At 33.1% G+C, this 17,978-nt stretch carries 14 protein-coding genes; 8 read left to right on the top strand and 6 right to left on the bottom strand.

The genetic code is table 11. From position 1 onward, the window contains the following. Positions 1 to 173 precede the first annotated feature (173 nt). From gyrB to HM981_RS16170, 6 genes are all read left to right on the top strand, one after another. A complete protein-coding gene (gene gyrB / locus HM981_RS16195) occupies positions 174 to 2,123 on the top strand; it encodes a DNA topoisomerase (ATP-hydrolyzing) subunit B (protein WP_179339854.1) in 1,950 nt (649 codons plus the stop codon). 501 nt (positions 2,124 to 2,624) lie between these two features. Beyond that, the gene (gene mdh / locus HM981_RS16190) at positions 2,625 to 3,551 is read left to right on the top strand and encodes a malate dehydrogenase (RefSeq protein WP_179339853.1); all 927 of its coding nucleotides are present in this window, start codon (positions 2,625 to 2,627) and stop codon (positions 3,549 to 3,551) included. Positions 3,552 to 3,647: 96 nt separating this feature from the next. After that, positions 3,648 to 4,304, top strand: a complete 657-nt coding sequence (locus tag HM981_RS16185) for a DUF4412 domain-containing protein (protein ID WP_179339852.1) — start codon at positions 3,648 to 3,650, stop codon at positions 4,302 to 4,304. Positions 4,305 to 4,381: 77 nt separating this feature from the next. Next, on the top strand, positions 4,382 to 4,993 hold the full coding sequence (locus HM981_RS16180) for a hypothetical protein (RefSeq protein ID WP_179339851.1): 612 nt from the start codon (positions 4,382 to 4,384) through the stop codon (positions 4,991 to 4,993). A 156-nt stretch (positions 4,994 to 5,149) separates the two neighbouring features. Next, positions 5,150 to 8,206, top strand: coding sequence for a protein translocase subunit SecDF (gene secDF, locus HM981_RS16175; RefSeq protein ID WP_179339850.1), 3,057 nt, complete (start codon positions 5,150 to 5,152; stop codon positions 8,204 to 8,206). A gap of 163 nt (positions 8,207 to 8,369) precedes the next feature. Beyond that, positions 8,370 to 10,457: a PKD domain-containing protein gene (locus HM981_RS16170; RefSeq protein ID WP_179339849.1), complete on the top strand. Its 2,088-nt coding sequence runs from the start codon at positions 8,370 to 8,372 to the stop codon at positions 10,455 to 10,457. A 106-nt stretch (positions 10,458 to 10,563) separates the two neighbouring features. Here the strand turns inward: HM981_RS16170 and HM981_RS16165 are convergent, their stop codons facing one another. The 6 genes from HM981_RS16165 to folE form a co-directional block, all read right to left on the bottom strand. Then, the gene (locus HM981_RS16165) at positions 10,564 to 11,427 is read right to left on the bottom strand and encodes an alpha/beta hydrolase family protein (RefSeq protein ID WP_179339848.1); all 864 of its coding nucleotides are present in this window, start codon (positions 11,425 to 11,427) and stop codon (positions 10,564 to 10,566) included. Beyond that, complete coding sequence (locus HM981_RS16160) at positions 11,420 to 11,923, bottom strand: DUF192 domain-containing protein (protein WP_179339847.1); 504 nt, start codon at positions 11,921 to 11,923, stop codon at positions 11,420 to 11,422. The genes HM981_RS16165 and HM981_RS16160 overlap by 8 nt, the downstream gene beginning before the upstream one ends. Next, positions 11,923 to 12,747 carry a prolipoprotein diacylglyceryl transferase gene (gene lgt / locus HM981_RS16155; protein WP_179339846.1) on the bottom strand — a complete coding sequence of 275 codons (825 nt, stop codon included), beginning with the start codon at positions 12,745 to 12,747 and terminating at the stop codon, positions 11,923 to 11,925. Before lgt ends, HM981_RS16160 begins: the two co-directional genes overlap by 1 nt. Positions 12,748 to 12,812: 65 nt before the next feature. After that, complete coding sequence (yidD, locus tag HM981_RS16150) at positions 12,813 to 13,046, bottom strand: membrane protein insertion efficiency factor YidD (RefSeq protein WP_179339845.1); 234 nt, start codon at positions 13,044 to 13,046, stop codon at positions 12,813 to 12,815. A gap of 2 nt (positions 13,047 to 13,048) precedes the next feature. Next, positions 13,049 to 14,530 carry a cysteine--tRNA ligase gene (gene cysS / locus HM981_RS16145; RefSeq protein WP_179339844.1) on the bottom strand — a complete coding sequence of 494 codons (1,482 nt, stop codon included), beginning with the start codon at positions 14,528 to 14,530 and terminating at the stop codon, positions 13,049 to 13,051. 55 nt (positions 14,531 to 14,585) lie between these two features. After that, a complete protein-coding gene (gene folE, locus HM981_RS16140; RefSeq protein WP_179339843.1) occupies positions 14,586 to 15,263 on the bottom strand; it encodes a GTP cyclohydrolase I FolE in 678 nt (225 codons plus the stop codon). A 197-nt stretch (positions 15,264 to 15,460) separates the two neighbouring features. Here folE and HM981_RS16135 point away from each other — a divergent pair, with 197 nt between their 5' ends. Together HM981_RS16135 and HM981_RS16130 are read left to right on the top strand one after the other, a co-directional pair. Next, positions 15,461 to 15,922, top strand: coding sequence for a hypothetical protein (locus HM981_RS16135; RefSeq protein ID WP_179339842.1), 462 nt, complete (start codon positions 15,461 to 15,463; stop codon positions 15,920 to 15,922). A gap of 95 nt (positions 15,923 to 16,017) precedes the next feature. Continuing rightward, positions 16,018 to 17,978: PKD domain-containing protein (locus HM981_RS16130; protein ID WP_179339841.1), on the top strand; the 1,961-nt coding region annotated here is incomplete at its 3' end.

Below are 17,978 nucleotides of genomic sequence, written 5' to 3'. Positions count from 1 at the left end.
TTTAGTTGTTTTAAGCAACTTTTGAGTAATTAACAAATGTTGATAATTATCAACTTCAATTCATAAATAGGTTTTAAAATGCGTTAGAAATCTGTATATTTGTTAGTATTCTAAAATGATACATAAGTGTCATTTTTTTATGCCATAAATCGAACTAAAATTTATTCAAAATAATGAGCGATAAAAAAGAAGAGTTTAATAAGGATAATTATTCTGCAGATAGCATCCAGGCTTTAGAAGGTATGGAGCATGTGCGTATGCGTCCTTCCATGTACATTGGTGATACTGGAGTAAGAGGTTTGCACCATTTAGTATATGAGGTTGTAGATAACTCAATCGATGAAGCTTTAGCTGGTCATTGTGATAATATTACCGTAATTATTAACGAGGATAATTCTATAACCACAGAAGATGATGGTCGTGGTATTCCTGTAGATTTACATAAAAAAGAAGGAGTTTCTGCATTAGAGGTTGTAATGACTAAAATTGGTGCAGGTGGAAAGTTTGACAAAGATTCTTATAAAGTATCTGGTGGACTGCATGGTGTTGGTGTTAGTTGTGTAAATGCATTATCTGATAATTTAAAGGCAACAGTATTTAGAAAAGGTGAAATCTGGGAGCAGGAATACGAAAAAGGTAAAGCCATGTATCCTGTTAAGAAGGTTGGTGAAACGGATAAAAGAGGAACTATCGTTACTTTTAAACCAGACGCAACCATCTTTACACAAACCTTAGAATATAACTACGATACTTTAGCAAGTCGTTTACGTGAGTTAGCATACCTTAATAAAGGAATTACAATTCATTTAGTAGATAGACGTCATAAAAAAGAAGATGGTGAATTTGAAGGTGAAACATTTCATTCTGAAGAAGGTCTTAAGGAATTTATCAAGTTTTTAGATGGTAACCGTGAGCCTTTAATAAAAGAAGTTATTGCTTTTGAGGGTGAAAAGAATGGTGTACCAGTTGAGGTTGCTATGATTTATAACACCTCTTATGCTGAAAATTTACATTCTTATGTAAACAATATTAATACACATGAAGGTGGAACACACCTTTCTGGTTTCCGTAGAGGTTTAACACATACCCTTAAAAAGTATGCGGATGAATCTGGAATGTTAGACAAATTAAAGTTTGATATTGCTGGTGATGATTTCCGTGAGGGTTTAACAGCTATTATTTCTGTAAAAGTTCAGGAACCACAATTTGAAGGACAAACAAAAACAAAGTTAGGTAACCGTGAGGTTTCTGCAGCAGTAAGTCAGTCAGTTTCAGAAATGTTAACTGATTATTTGGAAGAAAATCCGGATGATGCTAAAACGATTGTTCAGAAAGTAATTCTTGCAGCTCAAGCACGTCACGCGGCTCAAAAGGCTCGTGAAATGGTTCAGCGTAAAACAGTAATGAGTATTGGTGGTTTACCTGGTAAATTATCAGATTGTTCGGAACAAGATCCTGCTAAATGTGAAGTTTACTTAGTCGAGGGAGATTCGGCAGGTGGAACGGCAAAACAAGGTCGTGACAGAATGTTTCAAGCTATTCTACCATTAAGAGGTAAGATTCTTAATGTAGAAAAAGCAATGACGCATAAGGTTTTTGAAAACGAAGAGATCAAGAATATCTTTACTGCTTTAGGTGTAACTATTGGAACGGAAGAAGATAGTAAAGCGCTTAACCTTTCAAAATTAAGATACCATAAAATAGTGATTATGTGTGATGCCGATATAGATGGTTCGCACATTGAAACTTTAATCTTAACTTTCTTCTTCCGTTATATGAAGGAGTTAATTGAAAACGGACATATTTATATTGCAACACCACCTTTATTCTTAGTGAAGAAAGGAGCGAAGAAAGAATATGCTTGGAATGATGAAGAGCGTTTAGCTTTAATGGAGCAATATGGTGATGGAGCAAAAATACAACGTTATAAAGGTCTTGGTGAGATGAATGCAGAGCAGCTTTGGGATACAACAATGAATCCTGAGTTTAGAACATTACGTCAAATCCAGATTGATAATGGAGTAGAGGCAGATCGTGTATTCTCAATGTTAATGGGAGATGAAGTGCCACCTCGTAGAGAGTTTATTGAAAAGAATGCTATTTATGCAAATATTGATGCATAATATATAATCTTTATATTTTACATGAAAAGCACTCAGAAATGAGTGCTTTTTTTATGTTTTCATAGTTTATCAAAAATGTTAGTTTTATGTTATGATTTCTGATGGTTACGACTCTAATAATTCATAAAGTGTAAATACAGACGATGACAGCGTTTGGTCTATGTATAGTCTTGGTTTGTATCAAAAAAATCCGTACGTCTTTTATGTTAGATCTTTTTGTCTTGATGTTTCTTGAACAGAATGGGTTGGTCCAAAAAATGTGACCATTAATTAATTTATTAGATTTAATTCTAATATCATTGAAAGCACAAGATTTACTCTTGTGCTTTCTTCGTTAACAGCATTTTTATTTGTAAATTTACGTTCATATGTAGTACTTAAATGTTACTCATAAAACATCAATAATTTTGAAGTGAGCTTAAAGTCTATTTTTGATTGAAAAGAATGGTTTTAAGCACGTTACATTAGAGAAGAATTAAAAATAATTAAATAATAAAACAAATGAAAGTAACCGTAGTTGGCGCTGGTGCAGTTGGCGCAAGTTGTGCAGAGTATATAGCAATTAAAAACTTTGCTTCAGAAGTTGTAATCCTTGATATTAAAGAAGGCTATGCCGAAGGTAAAGCAATGGACTTAATGCAGTGTGCATCCTTAAATGGTTTTGATACTAAAATTACAGGAAGTACAAACGATTATTCTAAAACAGCAAATAGTGATATATGTGTGATTACTTCAGGTATTCCTCGTAAGCCAGGTATGACGCGTGAAGAGTTAATTGGTATTAATGCAGGTATTGTAAAAATGGTATCTACAAGTTTAGTAGAGCATTCTCCAAATACAATTTTAATTGTAGTGAGTAATCCTATGGATACTATGACTTATTTAGCTCATAAAGTTACAGGTTTACCAAAGCATAGAATTATTGGAATGGGTGGAGCATTAGACTCGGCACGTTTTAAATACAGATTAGCAGAAGCTTTAGAAGCTCCTATTAGTGATGTAGACGGAATGGTAATTGGTGGACATAGCGATAAAGGTATGGTGCCATTAATATCTCATGCGACAAGAAACAGTATCAAAGTTTCAGAATTTATATCTTCTGAACGTTTAGAGCAAGTAGCTGCAGATACTAAAGTAGGTGGTGCAACATTAACAGGATTATTAGGAACTTCAGCTTGGTATGCTCCAGGTGCTGCCGTAAGTGGATTAGTACAAGCGATTGCATGCGATCAAAAGAAAATCTTCCCATGTTCTACATTATTAGATGGAGAATACGGTTTAAGTGACTTATGTATTGGTGTACCCGTAATTTTAGGTAGAAATGGGATCGAGAAGATTGTGAATGTACCTTTAAGTGATGCAGAAAAAGCACACATGATAGAAAGTGCAGAAGGTGTTAAAAAGACTAATGGACTTTTAGAATTATAATCCATATTTTTAAAAATAACGTTTAAAAAACCTTACTAACATATTTTGTTGGTAAGGTTTTTGTCTAATAAGAATTAAATAAAAAAAAATCGAAAAATGAAAAAATTATTATTATTCACATTTGCATTATTACTAAGTGCAGGTGCAATCGCTCAAGATCAAATTAATGAAGGTATTCTTATCGCTAAACAAACGATGGCTAGTGATAATGCACAGATGAATTCTCAACTACAAGCTATTGGAGATACAAAAGCTATAACTTACTTTAAAGGTGATAAATCACGTAGTGAAACAAGTAGTCCAATGACGGGAGATATGATTATCGTTGTAGATGGTGTTGAAAAACAAATGCTAATGTTAGTAGACCAACCAGGTATGGGTAAGAAATTTGTGTTACAATCTTTTGTGCCTAGCGAAGAGGATTTAAAAAGTGTTGTAGTAAAAAAAGGAGACGGAACTAAAACAGTATTAGGTTATGTGTGTCAAGAATATTTTATCAATATGAAACAAAATGGTCAAGATGTAGAAATGCAAATGTTTACTACTAATAAAATCTCGGCATTTAGTCATAATACTACAGCAATGGGAGGAAAAGTAGAAGGTTACCCATTATATTTTAAAATGACATTAAAGCAAGTAGGAGCTAATATTATAGTAACATCAGAAATTACAGAAATTAAAGAAGAATCTGTTTCAGATGATAAATTAAGCCTAATTGCACCAGAAGGGTATTCAAAAATGGAGGGTATGTAATAAAACCACATATTAGATTTACAATTTAAGATAAGACTGTAGAAATACAGTCTTTATTTTTTGTCTATATTTGGCGCATGAAAACCAAACTTCATTTTGGGATAATAGTTGTACTCTTGGCGTTTTTAGGAACGTTTTTAGAGCAACCAACAGTTCCAAATCAGCAGATTGTTATTCAGTTTTCAGACCAAGCAATTACACTTCAGGATACTGAAAATGCTATTGATAAGATTCAAGATAAACTACAAAGCATTGGTGTTACTCAAATTCAAATAGGACAATATCAAGGTGGTCAACTAAGAATTACGTATCACAGTGATACAGATGTTGCACACATTCAGAATATACTTTTTAAAGCTGAAGATTTTGATATTGCATACAATGCTACTCAAGAGCAATCAAATAATTTTCCAGAAAAGCGACACTTAAAAGACTACGAACTTAATATTTCTGAAATTTCATCGAGTTCTGATTTTAATTGGGATTTTGAAGGAACTCAAGTTACTGAGGTTAATCAAAAGACAGATCATTCTAATACGCTTAAAGTTAGTTATTCGGGTGGCAATATCCTGAAAAAACAATACAGCAGTGCAATTAATACGGCTGTTTTTGTTAATAATACCATTGCGATTGCAATAAATCATTTAGCCTATAAAATTCCTGAAGTTAGGGCAGGACCAATAGCTTAAGGAATTATATAATTTAGAGTAATTCCCACTTCACATAATGTCTTTAGAATCAATCAAAAGACTAAAATTCAATTTATAAATAAAAACATTGTCGGATTATAGTGTAAACTCTATATTTGCGCGTTAAAAAATAACGACAATTAATAAACAATTACAATGCAAAACAAAGGAATAATTAAGCTTTTTGCGCTTTTATTTGGTTTGGTAAGTATCTATCAATTATCATTTACTTTTAAAGCCAATCAAATTGAAGATACTGCTAAAGAAGCAGCAATTGCAAAATATGCAGACACAGAAGAGGATTATCAAACAAAAAGAAACCTTGAAGTAGCGAGGTATTTAGATTCTTTAAAAACTTCTAAAATAAAAGTAGGAGATAAGTTTGAGTCTTTAGACGTTTATAACTTAGGTGTCGCACAATATTCTTACGCTGAGGTTGAAAATAATGCCATGAATTTAGGTTTAGACCTTAAAGGTGGTATTAATGTTATACTTCAAATTTCTGTAAGAGATATCTTAAAAGGTTTAGCTAACAATAGTAAAGATCCAATCTTTAATAAAGCTTTAGATGATGCAGATGAATTACAAAAAGATTCACAAGATTCATATTTACAATCTTTCTTTACAGCATTTGATGCTATTAAAGGAGATACTAAATTAGCTTCTCCAGATATTTTTGCAAATCGTACGTTGAGTGATGTCATTAAATTCGATATGTCAGATAACGAAGTTAAAGGGATTATTGAAACAAAAATTGACGAATCTATCGTTTCAGCTTTCGAAGTATTACGTAAGCGTATTGATAAATTTGGTGTAACATCTCCAAACATTCAACGTCTTGGAAACTCTGGTCGTATTCTTTTAGAATTACCTGGAGCTAAAGATATTGAACGTGTTAAGGATTTGGTAACTAAAACAGCACAATTGCAGTTTTGGGAAACTTATAAAACTCAAGAGGTTTTACCTTATTTATTAGAGGTTAACCAAAAATTAGTTGAAGCTAATGAGAAAGAAGCATCTAAAGCTGAAGCTAACGATGCGGTTACAGATGCAGCTGACGATCAAAATGCAACTTCAAATGCTATTGATGATTTAACAGGTCAGATAGAAACAGATTCTACTAATGTAGCAGATGTAAACCCATTAGGTATTCAAGGATACGGAAATGGTGGATCTGTAGTAGGGATGTTCTTAGCTAAGGATAGAGAAAAAGTGATGAATATTTTAAATGCATCAAAAAACAGATCTTCTTTATCTGCAGAAATGCGTTACGTGAAATTTGTTTGGGGAATTCAAGATGAAGATTCTGAATTTTCTGAGTTGTATGCAATTAAAGGTAATAGAGATGGTGTACCAAAATTAAGTGGTGCAGTTATTACAGATGCAAATCAAGATTATGACCAAGTAAGTAGACCAGCAGTAAGCATGCAGATGAATACTAAAGGTGCTAAAGTTTGGGAAGAAATGACTAAAACAGCCTACGAAACACAAGGTTTTATTGCTATTGTTTTAGATAACACGGTGTATTCTGCACCAAGTGTATCTTCAGGACCAATTGCTGGTGGTAGATCTCAAATATCTGGATCGTTCTCATTAACAGAAGCTGTCGATTTAGCAAACGTTTTAAGAGCTGGTAAATTACCTGCTTCTGCTCATATTGAACAATCTGATGAAGTTGGACCTTCTTTAGGACAAGAAGCTATAGATAGTGGAATGCGATCTTTTATGATTGCATTAGCTTTTGTATTACTTTGGATGGTATTTTACTACGGAAAAGCTGGTGGATTTGCAGATATCGCTTTACTATTAAACATCTTATTAATCTTTGGTGTATTAGCGAGTTTAGGAGCTGTATTAACATTACCTGGTATTGCTGGTATTGTATTAACGATAGGTATTTCGGTCGATGCGAACGTACTTATCTTTGAGAGGATCAAGGAAGAAATAGCCAAAGGTAAATCACAAAAAGAAGCTGTAAAAGATGGTTTCTCTAACGCTTTATCTTCAATATTAGATGCCAATATTACAACGGGTTTAACCGCTTTAATCTTATTTGTATTTGGTACAGGACCAATTAAAGGTTTCGCTACAACATTAATCATTGGTATTTTAACTTCTTTATTTACGGCGATTTTCATCACACGTTTATTAGTAGATTGGTATGTAAATAGAGGAGGTAACTTACAATTCTCTACAGGCATAACTAAGAACTTATTTACAAATGTAAATATCGATTTCTTAAAGAAACGTAAGATTGCTTACATCATTTCTGGAGCTTTAATTTTAGCGAGTTTAGGGTCTTTATTTACTACTGGATTAGATCAAGGTATTGATTTTGTTGGAGGTAGAACTTACCAAGTCCGTTTTGATCAAGATATGAGTGTAGAGGAAGTTAAAAATGACCTTCATGCCGTGTTTGAAAGTGCAGAAGTAAAAACAATTGGTGGAGCAAATCAATTAAAAATTTCTACAAAATATTTAGTTGAAGATAATTCTACTGAAGCTGATGAAGAAGTACAATCTAAATTATTCACAACACTTCAAAAGTACCTTCCAGAAGGCATGACTTATGCGGAGTTCTTAGATGGTTCTGGAGATAAGAAAATTGGTAAAATGTTATCAAGTAAAGTAAGTCCAACTATTGCAGATGATATTCAAAAATCATCAATTTGGGCAATCTTAGGATCTTTAGTTGTTGTTTTCTTATATATCTTATTAAGATTTAAGAAATGGCAATTCTCTCTTGGTGCCGTTGCAGCAGTTTTTCATGATGTATTAATTGTGTTAGGTATTTATTCTTTAACATGGAGATTTATGCCATTTAGCATGGAGATTGACCAAACGTTTATTGCGGCAATCTTAACTGTAATTGGTTACTCACTGAATGATACGGTTGTTGTATTTGATAGAATTAGAGAGTACTTTAATGAGAATTTAGGGTGGAACTTTGATACTACGATCAACAGATCTATTAACAGTACTATTAGTAGAACTTTAAATACATCTTTAACAACATTAGTAGTGTTATTAGCCATGTTCTTATTTGGTGCAGATTCACTTAAAGATTTATTATTTGCATTAATAGTAGGTGTAATTGTTGGTACATACTCTTCGGTATTTATCGCAACACCAATAATGTATGATACTGCTAAAAAAGGTGATGCAACTCAAGCGCTTAAGAATAAAGTAAAAGAAGATGTAGAAGAAGCTTAAGCTTTTAAAATAAATAATAATCTGAAATTATTTCAGAGTCTAAAATGCCTTTCTTAATTGAAAGGCATTTTTTTTATTTTATAACTTTTACGCAACTTTTTAACACTTTATGTATCTTTAAAGAAATAAGTATATCTAACTATCACTAATAAAATCAACCTTCATGAAAAAAAATCTACTTTTATTCTTTTTTATAATCTCTTACTTGAGTTATGGACAAGATATACTCATGCAAAATGGAACGTTTACAGCGAGCTCTGGGATACTTTATGATTCTGGAGGTGAGTTTTCTAATTACGCTAACAACGAGAGTTTCATTATAACGATTTGTCCTGAGGAAATAGGGCAACGTGCACGATTGGATTTTCAACAGTTTGATACACAGTTGAATGCTGATATTCTTACGGTCTACGATGGCAATGACGTATCTGCTCCATCTCTTGGCGTATATTCAGGTGTTTATTCACCAGGTTCAGTAATTGCTACATTCGATAATCCAACAGGTTGCTTAACTGTTCAGTTTATATCTAATGATCTTGTAAATGCCATAGGTTGGGCTGCAGAAATATCATCTACAACACCATGTCAAGACATTACGGCACAATTAGATTCAACGTTTCCTGTAGCTAATCCGGAAGGTGTTATTGAAGTCTGTGTTGGAGATAACATAAACATAAGTGGTAGTGGGATTTTCGAGACTAATGGATCAGGTGCAAATTATACTTGGGATTTAGGAGATGGAAATATAGCTTATGGTCAAACGGTTAACGTATCTTATGATATGCCTGGTGTGTATTTAGTAAACTTAGATATTAGAGATACAAATACAGATAATATCATTCAGGGTTGCCCAAATACAAATTCAATTAATTTGGTGATTCGTGTTTCTGGAGAACCAGATTTTTCAGGAACAGAAGCCGTAGATCATGTTTTGTGTTTTGGGGAATCTACGACTTTAGAAGGTGTGGTAAGCCCATTAACTTTAGTTTATAATTGTCCTCCACCTGAAAGCGAAGTTACCTTTTTACCTGATGGTAATGGTGCGGCGTATAGTACATCTATAAATGTAACATGTTTTGGAGATGAACAAGTCTTAACTGATGTGAGTCAAATTGAAAGTATCTGTTTAAACATGGAACATTCATACATAGGAGATTTAGATATTGAAATTGTTTCTCCAAACGGACAAGTAGTAAGGTTGCACGATCAAGGTGGTGGTTCTGCTAATTTTGGAATACCATGGGCAACAGGAACTGTCGACGGAAACAGTGCAGATACAACACCAGGAGTTGGATTTGATTATTGTTTTGTGCCAAATGGAGGATTCCCAACATTAGTAGATGGTATTGAAGATGATGGTAGTTTTCCTAATGGTGATGATGCAGCGACTTATTTAGATTATTTTGTTCCAGCAGGGAATTATAGTTCAGTAAACCCATTAGATGGTTTATTAGGTTCTCCGTTAAATGGTAATTGGACAATTCGTGTTGTGGATAATATCTCGGCAGATAACGGGTATATGTTTTCTTGGGAACTAAATTTTGATCCTAGTTTACAACTACAAGATTTTGATTACGTACCCTCAATAGTGTCTCAAGTATGGGATCTAGATGCTACCATTACCGAAGTAAATGGAAACATAATTACAGTTACGCCAGATGCTGCAGGTGAATTCTGTTATACTTTTAGAACTTTAGATGCGTTTGGATGCGAGCATACCAAAACGGTTTGCGTTAATGTAGCAGAAGAAGGTGCTACAATGCTAACCTATTATGAAGATAGTGATGACGATGGTTATGGAGATACAAACAGTAGTATAACTGTTAGTTGTAATGATAATACGGGTCGTCCTATAGGTTATGTTTTAAATAATTTAGATTGTAATGATTTAGATGAAGACATAAATCCTGACGCTACTGATGATGAAGGTAATAATGTAGATGAAAATTGTGATGGTGTTGATGGTTATTTGCTTAGTATAACAGATATAGATGTTAATGATATAAATATTTTTCCAAATCCATTTAAGGATCACGTTACCTTAAATGTGCCAACCATTTTGTTGGGTACCGAATTAAGTATTAATATTTATGATTTGAAAGGCCGTTTAGTGTATAAAAATACAAAGACAAGTGCTAGCAACGAGATTACTATTGGTAACCTTGAGGTATTAGAGAGAGCAACTTATTTTTTAGAGCTATATAATGAAGACCTTGGTTTTAAAGTTGTAAAAAAACTAATTAGATTATAAGCTTAAAATGATTTAAAGATCTAAATGCCTTTCAGTAATGAAAGGCATTTTTTTTTGATATTTCAAAAGGAAAAATATAAGATAGAAATATGAAGAAATTTAATTTTCACGCATGTTTGTCTAGCCACGCATGCGTCATTTTCCATAACGAATCTTTAAATTGATTTCTAAAAAATCCAAAATGACCAACGTTTGAAATTCCTAAATTTTCAGGAATTATATGTCGTCGGTCTACTTTAGCATTGCAAAATTGATTTGCTAACCAATCTACTGAAGCTTTCGAGGCAAATTTATCATTAGAAAAACTCAATGCTAATAGGCTTTTGTTAAAATTTTTGAATTGAAGGTCTTCAACATTAAATTCACTTAACATATAATCTTTATGCTTTCCCCAGCGACTCCATTGATAAACCATGTGCTTAGGTAGGTTTTCAAAAAGCCCGAATTTCTTCGAAGGAAAATAACCAAATATAGGAGTCAGTATAGGAATCAGTACATGCCAAAATGTAAACATTTTAAAACGTTCAAAACCTTTCCAAAGTTTCCAATAGCCACTTTGTGAGGCAACAGTAATTATAGCGTCAATTTGAGAATTATGCTTATTGAAAGCTAAAATTTGTCCGCCAATACTATGCGTAATTACAATGAGTTTATCTTTTGGGTTTTGTGTTTTTGCGTAGCCTACAATTGTAGTTTGGTCGTTTTCTCCCCAAGCTTTTAAGTCTACTGTGTTTTGTTTTAATTCAGTAGTATTTATGTTGGATTTACCTATGCCAGAATAATCAAAGGTATAAACAGTGTAACCTAACTCTGAGAAATAAGTTGCGAACTTGTAATAATAATGTTGTAAAACTCCAGTAGCAGAAGAAATAATAATGCTTTTATGAATTGAAGTTTCAGGTTTAAAAATAGTAAGACCTAATTGATGTCCTTGAGGCGTATTTATCTTTAGGTCTAAAGGCTTATTCATTAATAGGAGTAAAACTTATCTTATCTCCAATAGCAAGTTGCCATTCGTCTGAAAGCCCTCCATTAATTTCTAAAACATATTTTGCAGGAGCTTCAGACGGAAGTGAAGTTTCATCTAGTGGCTTAGCGTTCTTTTGAAAACTAACAATGGCTAAATCTTCATCAATGTAAATAATATCTAACGGTATTTTTGTGTTTTTCATATAGAAACTTCGCATTTGCACATTAGGAAAGATAAATAACATGCCCTGATTAGTTTCAAGCGTTGTCCTATACATTAAACCTGTTTGGGTGGTGTATTCGTCGTCTGCAATTTCAATATCTAAAGTTTTAATAATAGAATCTGTCTCCGCTTTTTTTAGCATTAATGTTCCTTCTTTTTTAAAGCTAACTACCACTTTGTCTTCAGATTTAGCGGTCTTTTCTTCTTTACAAGATGAAAGCATTGTAAGAGCTAAAATGATAAGTACAGATTTTAAAAACAGTCGAAATTGCATTAGCTCAGTTTTGTTTTTGGTTTATAAATAAACATAAAATACAACCCAATGAGTACAAAAGGAATACTTAAAAGCTGACCTGTGTTTAGTGCCCAATCTGCTCGTTCTACATTTTGTGCTTCTTTTACAAACTCTACAAAGAATCTTACGGTCCAAAGTAAAACTAAAAATAAGCCAAATAAGAAACCTTGTTGTTCAGATTTGTTTGTTTTCCAATAGAAATAAAAGAGTGCTAAAAAGACAAAGACATAGCAGAAGGCTTCGTACAATTGTGCAGGATGTCTTGGCGCAGTTTCACCTAATTGTTTAAAGACAACACCAAAATCGCTACCTGTATATTTTCCTATAATTTCAGAATTGATAAAATTTCCTATTCTAACAAATACAGCGCCAAGTGCCACAGGAATAACTACACGGTCTAATATCCAAAGTACCGTTTTATGTAATACTTTTTTATTGTAGATATACATGGAGATAATCATCGCAATAGCAGCACCATGACTCGCCAAACCTTGGAATCCGGTAAATTCAAAACCTCCTTTAAATTTAAAAGGTAAAAAGATGCTGAAAAAATCTTCGGTAATTAACTCAGATTGATAGAAAATAACGTGTCCCAATCTTGCTCCAAGCATAATGCCTATTACAGAATAAATAAATAATGAATCTAGAGATTCTTCAGATTGTCCTTCATTTTTGTAAATACGTTTTGTGATTTGAAAGCCCAAGATAAAGGCTGTAATCCACATAAGGCTGTAAAAATGTAGCTTAAAAAATCCTAAATCAATAAACTTAATAGGATTCCAATCAATCTGTAATAAAAACATAGATATTCTATTTATGAGGTAAAGGTAATATTTTGAATGGTATTGAAAATGAGATTAACGTAATATTAATGGTCTTTAGGAGGAACAGGGTCAAAACCTTTGCCTCCTAAAGGATGACAACTAAAAATTCGTTTAATCGCTAACCAACCTCCTTTAAAAAAGCCGTGAACTTCTAATGCTTCTTTAGCATAGTGAGAGCATGTAGGCTGATACCTGCAAGTTGCAGGCTTCATTGGAGAAATAAATGTTTGATAGAACTTAATCAGTAATAAAAATGGATATATTAAGATCTTTTTCACGATTAGTTAGTCGTAAAAGTTGTGCCTTCTCTGCTATCATTTAGTTGAATTCCTGCTTCTGCTAATTCATCTCTAATTTTATCAGACATGGCAAAATCTTTATTTAATCTAGCTTCCTTTCTAAGGTTAATCAAAATTTCTACCGCTCCAGCTAGTTTATCACTTCCTGAATTTTCCTTAGAAATATTAACCAAGCCTAAAACATCAAAGACAAAAGTTTCAATTGTTTCTTTTAAAATTGACAAATCTTCAGAAGTTACAGTTGCACTTCCATCTTTTATTTGATTGATATATTTTACACCTTCAAAAAGCGTTGCAATTAAAATAGGTGTATTAAAATCGTCATTCATGGCATCGTAGCATTTCTGCTTCCAATCGGTAACATTAAATGACGATGTTTTTCCTGTTTTTAAATGATCAATTAAACCAATAGCATCCATTAATCTTTGAAATCCTTTTTCTGAAGCCGCTAAACCAGCATCCGTTAAATCCAAAATACTTCTGTAAGAGGCTTGCATCATAAAAAAGCGAATCACACTTGGATTGTAAGCTTTAGACATAATATCATTGTCTCCAGAAAGTAATTCAGCCGGATTAATATAATTCCCAGTGGACTTACTCATACGAGCACCATTAAGTTCTAACATGTTGGCATGCATCCAATATTTTACAGGATCTTGGCCTTTTGCCGCTTGGTTTTGTGCAATTTCACATTCGTGATGTGGGAATTTTAAATCCATTCCACCACCATGAATATCAAAATACTCACCCAAATATTTAGTGCTCATTGCTGTACATTCTAAATGCCAGCCAGGAAAACCATCACTCCAAGGTGAAGGCCAACGCATAATATGTGTCGGTTCTGCTTTTTTCCAAAGCGCAAAATCTTGAGGATTTTTCTTATCACTTTGCCCATCAAGTGCACGTGTATTATGGATTAAATCTTCTAACTTACGTTTACTTAAAATACCGTATTCGTTAGATTCATTGTATTTATGAACATCAAAATAAACAGAGCCATTAACAACGTATGCAAATCCATTATCTATTATAGATTGAATTAAATCAATTTGTTCTATAATATGTCCTGTTGCTGTAGGCTCAATACTCGGCGGTAAGAAATTAAAGGTATTTAAAACATTATGAAAATCTACAGTATAGCGCTGAACAATTTCCATAGGTTCAATAGCTTCTAATCGTGCTTTTTTAGTGATTTTATCTTCACCAACATCAGCATCATTTTCTAAATGACCTGCATCTGTAATATTACGGACATAACGCACTTTATAACCTAAATGTTTAAGGTAGCGAAAAATCATATCGAAAGACATAAATGTTCTCACATTACCTAAATGCACATTACTATATACGGTTGGTCCACAAACATACATTCCAACGTAGCCATCGGTTATAGGTTGAAAAATTTCTTTTTCTCCAGAAAGTGTATTGTAAACTTTTAATTGATGTGAAAGATGTAATGACATGATGCTATTTTGAAAATTGAATCAATAAAATGAATTAATTAGTCTAGAAATAAAATTAAAACTGTGTATCTAATTGAATGTAATCTAACAGTTCTCTTCGTACAGCATGTTCTTTAAACTTACCTCCATATTCTGAAGTAACAGTACTACTTTCAATATCTCTAATACCTCTAGAATTTACGCAAAGATGTTTAGCGTCAATAATACAAGCCACATCATCAGTGCCTAAAACCTCTTGTAGTTCCTTAACAATCTGAATGGTTAGTCGTTCTTGAACTTGTGGTCTTTTGGCATAATAATCTACAACTCTATTCATTTTAGATAAACCAACCACAGTGCCATTAGAAATATAGGCGATATGTGCTCTACCAACAATAGGTAATAAATGGTGCTCACAAGTAGAGTAAACAGTAATATTCTTTTCTACAAGCATTTCTCCATATTTGTATTTATTATCAAATGTAGATGCTTTTGGTTTCTTGTTAGGATCTAGGCCTCCAAAAATCTCGTTTACAAACATTTTGGCAACTCTATTTGGTGTGCCTTTAAGGCTATCGTCAGTTAAATCTAAACCTAACGTTTCTAGAATATGCTTAACATCTGCTTTGATGCTTTCTATCTTTTCAGTACTTGAAAGCTCAAAAGCGTCAGGTCTCAAAGGGGTATCGCTTGAAGATCCTATGTGGTCATCTCCAAATGGATCAGTGTCATTAAAATCACTTTCAATTTTCATTGTAAAATAATTGGTTATCAATTTTTTTTAATACTAACGGCAAAGATAAACAATAAAAATAGTTTCTAAGGTAGGGGTTTTATATTTGAAGCTGTTATATATGTAAAACCGTTAAAACACCAATATCCTTGATGAATTAACAGTTCATTCGTTTAAATTTTCTTACTTTTCGAAATTCTAATTTTCTTATTTATTCTATGAAAAAAGTACTATTTATTTTAGCATTGATACTCATGCCTTTAAGTATGTTTAGTCAACAATCAACACAAAAACAGCCATTACCTTTAGCTAAATTTAACGACAATGTTAATTTACCGTTAACGGCTAATGAACGTGCTCAAATTATTGAAGCTTATGGAGAATCTGCTGATAAACTTGTTTTTAATAATGCACATAGATTAAAAAGTATAAAACATATTCTAAGAAATAGGGTGGTTATTAAATTGATTACAGATGAGAAAAATAAGAAGCCTTGCCCTAAATTATCTGATGTCACTAAATTTTCTACTGAAGGCTCTGATTTAAAAAATAATCAAGTATTTAATCCTGCTAATTTTAATCCTTTGCTGTATGTTTTTGAATTTTACTCAAGAGCGTCAGCGATGTATCAAGTAGATAATACTAATTATTACATTATTATAAAGTCTCAATACCAATAAAGATTAAAGGAATGAAATACACATGTTAAAATCATTTTACTAAAGGAAATGATGTATTGCGATTAACATGTCATAAAAATAATAAAAGTAAACCCATGAAATACTTATTTACAATAATCCCTCTATTATTTTCATCACTTTTGATGGCCCAAGATGTTAATATGCAAACTGCAACTGTTAGTCAATGTGGTGGCGTTTTTTACGATTCTGGTGGTGAATTTGGTAATTATGGGAACGATGAAGATTTTGTTCTAACAATTTGCCCTGAGACTCCAGGGCAAAGAGTGCAAATAGATTTTTCAACATTCACATTGAATTTAGGTGCAAATCCAGATATAATATCCATTTTTAATGGAGATAGTGTTGCGTCACCAACTTTTGGTGATTTTTCTGGGATAACTAGTCCTGGATTAGTTCAAGCAACTGAAGATAATACAACGGGTTGTATTACCATTCAATTCGTCTCTGGTGATTCAGGAAATTCAGACGGTTGGATTGCAAGTTTATCTTGTTTAACGCCTTGTCAAACCATTAATTCTCAAATAAATTCTACATCTCCTGCACCAAATGGGGATGGGTATATTAGAGTTTGCCCTAATGAAGAAATTACTTTAAATGGTAGTGGTACATTTTCTATTGATGGAACTGGTGCTACTTACGAATGGGATTTAGGAGATGGTAATACAGCATCGGGACAATCAGCTACATTTTCTTATCCAAATCCAGGTGTTTACATTGTTAATCTTAATATACGAGATGCAAATACTTCAGTGGATCCATTGGGTTGTAATAATGATAATTTGATTAATCAAGTCATTCAAGTGGCTACAGAAGCAGATTTTATTGGCACTCAAGCTTCAAACATGACGCTTTGTTTTGGTGAAAGTACAGATATAACTGGAGTAGTAGAGGCTGTAGAATATATTAATGATTGTACTCCTCCTGTTAGTGGGCTTACGTTTTTACCAGATGGTAGTGGTGCAGAATACACGACTTCTATTACTGTAGATTGTTACGAATCAGATCAGACGCTTACCGATATAAGTCAATTAATAAGTATTTGTTTAACAATGGAGCATTCTTACTTAGGTGATTTAGATATTGAAATTATTTCACCTAGTGGTGTGGTAGTAAGGATGCACGATCAAGGTGGTGGTTCTACAAATTTAGGAATACCTTGGGCAACAGGAACAGTTGATGGTAGTGGCAATACTACTCCAGGAACAGGTAGTCGCTATTGTTTTGTGCCTAGTGGAGCGTCTACTACATTGGCAGGTGGTGCAGTTTCAGGTGGTACTTTTCCTAATGGAGATGGTCCAGCTACTTACACTGATGACTATGTTCCTGCGGGGAATTATAACTCTATAAACCCTCTAAATGCTCTTATAGGTTCTCCTTTAAATGGAAATTGGACGATTAGAATTGTTGATAATATTTCTGCAGATAATGGTAATATTTTCGCTTGGGGTATTGAGTTTGATCCAAATCTTCAGCCTCCAGAATTGTCTTTTACTCCCGTAATTACTTCTGAAGCTTGGGATGCTGATCCTACTATAACAAATACAGCTGGTAATGTAATTACGGTTCAACCAACAACTTCAGGTCAGTTTTGCTATACTTATAGAGCTACAGATGATTTTGGTTGTGATTATGACCAAGTGGTGTGTATTGATGTATTGCCTGAGTTTATTACAGAGGCACCAAATGATTTATTTATTTGCGATACAGGTATTCCGCCTTATATTTTTGATTTGGAATTAAATACAGCTGTTGTTCTTGCGAGTGCAACTAATTCTACAGATTTGGTAGTAACATATCATAATTCACTTGCTGATGCAGAAGCTGATACCGCTGCAATTGCGGGATCAGGGAGTTATTCTGGTACAGATGGTGAAACTATATATGTTAGGATAGAATATTTAGATTCTGATTGTTTTGACACATATTCTTTTACGTTAAATGTTTCAGGTCAACCTACGATCAACCCCGTCTCAGATTTAGAAGTTTGTGATGACGATAGTAATGATGGATTAGCATCGTTTGATTTAAGTGAACA

Source organism: Winogradskyella ludwigii (assembly GCF_013403985.1).
GTDB classification, from domain to species: Bacteria; Bacteroidota; Bacteroidia; order Flavobacteriales; family Flavobacteriaceae; genus Winogradskyella; species Winogradskyella ludwigii.
The sequence above is the reverse complement of the archived record's forward strand: the minus strand, read 5'-3'. Positions and strand labels throughout refer to the sequence as shown.